The sequence below is a fragment of the Endozoicomonas sp. ALC013 genome (assembly GCF_049310205.1).
In the GTDB taxonomy this organism is placed as follows: Bacteria; Pseudomonadota; Gammaproteobacteria; order Pseudomonadales; family Endozoicomonadaceae; genus Endozoicomonas.
The window spans coordinates 1-5,288 of sequence record NZ_JBLYNS010000220.1; the positions used below are offsets into that span (position 1 = coordinate 1).

Here is a 5,288-nt window from a genome sequence, read left to right on the forward strand (position 1 = left end):
GTGGTTTGATCCTCTTCATTATCCGGTGATGTATTTTCCAGGCGAGTCAACAGGTCATCCATGTGCTTTTCAAGTACGTTATTTTTATTGGCATTGGAGTCTAGAGACAACCTGGCACAGCATACCAATACGCCCCAGAGAGACATCGATATATCTTGCCTGGAGAGCTGAGGGTTTTCACTGATTCGGTAGACAAGCGATTCGAACGTAGAGGTAACCACATTCAGCTCAACGAGTTCACCCAGTTTCGCTATGGCCCACAGCAGGCTGGCGATACCCTGTGGTGTAAAGTTAGCTTTCCGTGCGCTCACGTGGGTTAACAGCGCAGCCACGGCCGCTTTGAACTCTGGTGTCCACTCCTGACCGTTATCCACCAGTTTCGCCATGGCCCACAGCAGGTTGGCAATGCCATGGGCATTAAGTTGGTATTTTTGTACGTTCACGAGGGGCAACAGTGCGGCCACGGCCTGGTTGAGTTCTGGTGTCGACTCCTGCCCGTTGTTCACCAGTTTCGCCATGGCCCACAGCAGGTTGGCGATACCTTGTGGTTTAAAGGTTGCTCTCTGTACATTCACGTGGGGCAACAGTGCGGCCACGGCCTCGTTGAGCTCTGGTGTTGACTCCAGCCCGTTGTCCACCAGTTTCGCTATGGCCCAAAGCAGGTTGGCGATATCCCGGGCATTAAATTGGTCTTTCTGTGCGTTCAAGTGGTGCAAAAGTGCAGCCACGGCCTCTTTGAACTCTGGTGTCGGATCCTGCCCGTTGTCCACCAGTTTTGCCATGGCCCACAGCAGGTTGGCGATACTTTGTGGTTTAAAGGTAGCTCTCCGTGCGTTCACGAGGGGCAACAGAGCGGCTAAGGCCTCTTTCAGCCCTGGTGTACGCTCCAGCCCGTTGTCCACCAGTTTCGCCATTGCCCACAGCAGGTTGGTAATGGCCTGGGCCTTAAATTGGTCTTTCTGTGCGCTCACGTGCAGCAACAACGCGGCCATGGCCTCGTTGAGCTCTGGTGTTCGCTTTTGCCCGTTGTCCACCAGTTTCGCCATGGCCCACAGCAGGTTGGTGATTTCCTGTGGTTTAAAGTTAGCTTTCTTTGGGTTCACTTGTGGCAACAGCACGGCCACGGCCTCGTTGAGCTGCGGTGTCCGCTCCAGCCCGTTGTCCACCAGTTTTGCTATGGCCCATAGCAGGTTGGCGATACCCTGTGGTGTAAAGTTAGCTTTCTGAGCATTCACTTGGGGCAACAGCGCGGCCACGGCCTTTTTGAGCCCTGGTGTCCGCTCCTGCCCGTTGTCCACCAGTTTCGCCATGGCCCACAGCAGGTTGGCTATACCCTGGACATTAAATTGGTCTTTCTGTGCGTTCACCCGGGGCAAAAGCGCGACCAGGGCCTCGTTGAGTCCTGTTGTTCGCTCCAGCCCGTTTTCCACCAGTTTCGCCATGGCCCACAGCAGGTTGGCGATATGCTGAGGAATAAATTGGTCTTTCTGTGCGTTCACGAGGGGAAACAAGGTGGCCATGGCCTCTTTGAACTCGGGTGTCTGCTTCTGCCCGTTGTCCACCAATTTCGCCAGGGCCCACAGCAGGTTGGCGATACCACGGGCATCAATATCCCGGCCTTCAGGCTTTTGGTTGCAGTTAAATATTATTGCATCAAGTAGCGTTGACAATAAGTGAGCTTGAGTAAGCTTAACACGCTCATCCATGGGGTAATGAGGGGTAAAAACACCCGCTGAAGTAAATGAATGAAGTGTTGTCGTCAGGCTTCGCCAATCCCAGCTCCGTGTTGGGGTAAAGTTTTGCAGCATACGTATCAGCTGGCTTTGTTCCGCCCGGTTTAACGGTCTTTTAGCAACTGACGTGTATTTTCTAATTGAAAGGGCATATTGACTGTGATTTTTTCCATTATAGCGATGACCGAAACGATCCGATTTACTCACCAGATCATCCATTATTTCCTGTTTGATGAGGGCATTAAAATCTTGAGCAGGGGTTACTGAACGGCGCAATAGGTGTTGAGAAGAGCGTGTGCCAGAAGAATGGTAAAATTCATTACGCCCCGGGGCATTGCGGGGGGGATTATCCCACTGTCTGACTGTGGCATATCTATATCGCCCACGCCTTGCAGAAGGGGCATGGTCATTCGGTTGGTTGTAATCATTACCTGATCTTGTGTATTTACCACTGATACCAGCAGATCTTCTATCCATAATTATATTTCATTAATGCATGAAAATATAAAAAGCAGACTGCTGTTCTGTTCAGAAGTTCATTTTGCGGAAAAGTTTACTTGAGTCATGATGGGAGGCAGGCGATTACTGACTGTTTGTTTTCTTCTTCTCTTCTTCTTCTTTGCTGGATTGGTTTGCTCTTCTAAATGTTCTTCGCCAGTCACGTATGCAGCATCTGCCCACCCTCTATTAAATGATACAGAGCCATGCTCCTGTGGGGGGGTGCCTATCATGGTCTTTATTTGATCAATATAGGGTTTCATTAAATCGTTGTTCAAAAGCCGGTTAGCCGGGATTTCAATGACCTCAAATCCTGTTTTTTGCAGTAGTGCGGTTTTGAGCAGAGTCGAACCATTCCTGGTATTGAAATCACCACTCACGTAATGAGAGGGGCCCTGAACTTCAATCACAATGTTGTGATCTGGCAGAAGCAGGTCAACCGGAGGTAATGAGTTCAGACTCTTTTCTTCTTCAATCCTCAAAGATGGAATAGATGATTGGAGTTGATTGCGGAAGTCGGATTGACGTTTTGAAACGATTGTCTGGTAAGGGGGGGCGACCGGACACGCTCTGCCAAGCCAACTTGCGGCCATGATCATGATGGATCGATCATCTTCATTATCTGGCGATGTATTTTCCAGGCGAGTCAACAGGTCACCCATGTGCTTTTCAAGCAAGTTATTTTTATAGGTATTGGAGTATAGAGCCAACCTGGCACAGCATACCATGACTCCCCAGAGAGACATCGATATCCCTTCCTGAGAAAACTGAAGGTTCTCACTGATTCGATAGACGAGCGATTCGAATGCAGAGGTAGCCACGTTCAGCTCAACGAGTTCACCCAGTTTGGCCGTGGCCCATAGCAGGTTAGCGATTTCCTGTGGTTTAAAGTTAGCTTTTTGTGCGTTCACGAGGGGCAACAGCGCGACCACAGCCTCGTTGAGCCCTGGTGTCTGCTCCTGACCGTTATCCACCAGTTTCGCCATGGCCCAAATCAGGTTAGCGATTTCCTGTGATTTGAAGTTAGCTTTTTGTGCGTTCACGAGAGGCAGCAGCGCGACCACAGCCTCGTTGAGCTCTGGTGTCCGCTCCTGCCCGTTGTCCACCAGTTTCGCCATGGCCCACAGCAGGTTGGTGATTGCCTGTGGTGTAAAGTTAGCTTTTTGTGCGTTCACGAGAGGCAGCAGCGCGACCACAGCCTCGATGAGCTCTGGTGTCCGCTCCTGCGCGTTGTCCACCAGTTTCGCCATGGCCCACAGCAGGTTGGTGATTGCCTGTGGTGTAAAGTTAGCTTTCTGTGCGTTCATGTGGGGCAACAGCGCGGCCGTGGCCTCCACAAGCCCTGGTATCTTCTCCTGCGCGTTGTCCACCAGTTTCGCCATGGCCCACAGCAGGTTGGCAATGCCCTGGGTATTAAAGTGGTCTTTCTTTGCGTTCACGAGGGGCAACAGGGTAGCCACGGCCTCGTTGAGTTCTGGTGCCTGCTCCTGCCCGCTGTCCACCAGTTTCGCCATGGCCCACAGCAGGTTGGCAATGCCCTGGGTATTAAAGTGGTCTTTCCGTGCGTTCACGTGGGGCAACAGCGCGGCCACGGCCTCGTTGAGCTCTGGTGTCTGCTCATGCCCGTTGTCCACCAGTTTCGCCATGGCCCACAGCAGGTTGGTGATTTCCTGAGGTTTAAAGTGAGCTTTCTGTGCGTTCACGTGGCGCAACAGCGCGGTCACTGCTTCTTTGAGCTCTGGTGTTCGCTCCTGCCCGCTGTTCACCAGTTTCGCCATGGCCCACAGCAGGTTGGCGATATGCTGAGGAATAAATTGGTCTTTGTATGCGTTCACGTGGGGCAACAGCACGGCCACGGTCTCGTTAAGTTCTGGTGTCTGCTCCAGCCCGTTGTCCACCAGTTTCGCCATGGCCCACAGCAGGTTGGCGATACCCTGTGATTTAAAGTTAGCTTTCTGAGCGTTCACGTGGGGCAACAGCACGGCCACGGTCTCGTTAAGTTCTGGTGTCTGCTCCAGCCCGTTGTCCACCAGTTTCGCCATGGCCCACAGCAGGTTGACGATACCCTGTGGTTTAAAGTTAACTTTTTGTACGTTCACGAGGAGCAATAGGGCGGCCATGGCCTCGTCGAGCTCTGGTGTCTGCTCCTGCCCGTTCTCCATCAGTTTCGCCATGGCCCACAGCAGGTTGGCGATTTCCTGTGGTTTAAAGTTAGCTTTCTCTGGGTTCACTTGTGGCAACAGCACGGCCACGGCCTCGTTAAGATCTGTTGTCTGCTCCTGTCCGATGTCCACCAGTTTCGCCATGGCCCATAGCAGGTTGGCGATTTCCTGTGGTTTAAAGCAAGCTTTTTGTGTGTTTACGTGGGGCAACAGCGCAGCCACAGCCTCTTTGAGTTCTGGTGTCTGCTCCTGACCGTTGTCCACCAGTTTTGCCATGGCCCACAGCAGGTTGGCGATAGCCTGAGGAATAAATTGGTCTTTCTGTGCGTTCACGTGGGGCAACAGGGCGGCCACGGCCTTGTTGAGCCCTGGTGTCCGTTCCTGGCCGTTGTCCACCAGTTTCGCTATGGCCCACAGCAGGTTGGCGATTCCCTGTGGTCTAAAGTTAGTTTTCTGTGCGTTTACGTGGGGCAACAGCTCGGCCACGGCCTCTTTGAGTCCTGGTGTCTGCTCCTGCCCGTTGTCTACCAGTTTCGCCATGGCCCACAACAGGTTGGCTATACCCTGGGCATTAAATTGGTCTTTCTGTGCGTTCACGTAGGGCAACAGCGCGGCCACGGCCTCTTTGAGTCCTGGTGTCTGCTCCTGCCGGTTGTCCACCAGTTTCGCCATGGCCCACAACAGGTTGGTGATACCCTGGGCCTTAAATTGGTCTTTCTGTGCGTTCATGTGGGGTAACAGCGCGGCCACGGCCTCTTTGAGCTCTGCTGTCCGCTCCTGCCCGTTGTCCATCAGTTTCGCCATGGCCCACAACAGGTTGGCGACACCCTGGGCATCAATATCCCTGGCTTCAGGTTTTTGGTTGCACTTAAATATTATTGCATCAAGCAGTGTT

2 protein-coding genes are annotated in these 5,288 nt (G+C 52.6%); both read right to left on the reverse strand.

The annotated features are described in order from the left end of the window. A partial coding sequence (locus ACO6V1_RS22150) for a DUF1601 domain-containing protein (RefSeq protein WP_422468624.1) occupies window positions 1-2,210 on the reverse strand: 2,210 nt, incomplete at its 3' end. A gap of 59 nt (window positions 2,211-2,269) precedes the next feature. Next, the coding region (locus ACO6V1_RS22155; RefSeq protein WP_422468626.1) for a DUF1601 domain-containing protein at window positions 2,270-5,288 on the reverse strand (3,019 nt) is incomplete at its 5' end.